The organism is Zoogloea sp. LCSB751, from assembly GCF_002028455.1.
Lineage (GTDB): Bacteria > Pseudomonadota > Gammaproteobacteria > Burkholderiales > Rhodocyclaceae > Zoogloea.
Window position 1 is genome coordinate 1 of record NZ_MWUM01000362.1, and the last position, 257, is coordinate 257.

General features: G+C 58.8%; 1 tRNA gene. It reads right to left on the bottom strand.

The features are described from left to right. Positions 1–88: 88 nt before the first annotated feature. Positions 89–164, bottom strand: a tRNA-Ala gene (locus B4920_RS26955). Positions 165–257: the final 93 nt, after the last annotated feature.

Consider the following 257-nt stretch of genomic DNA (forward strand, 5'->3'; position numbering starts at 1 on the left):
CAACTGAACTACCACTCCGCGCTTTAACCTTCTGCTTCAGCCAACACTGGCTGAAACTGCCTGCTTGCTGCTGCAGGGCTTCTGTCTGTGGTGGAGGTAAACGGGATCGAACCGATGACCTCTTGCATGCCATGCAAGCGCTCTCCCAGCTGAGCTATACCCCCACGATACTGCTGGTGCTCCTGGCGTCCCCACGGGGATTCGAACCCCGGTTATCGCCGTGAAAGGGCGGTGTCCTAGGCCTCTAGACGATGGGG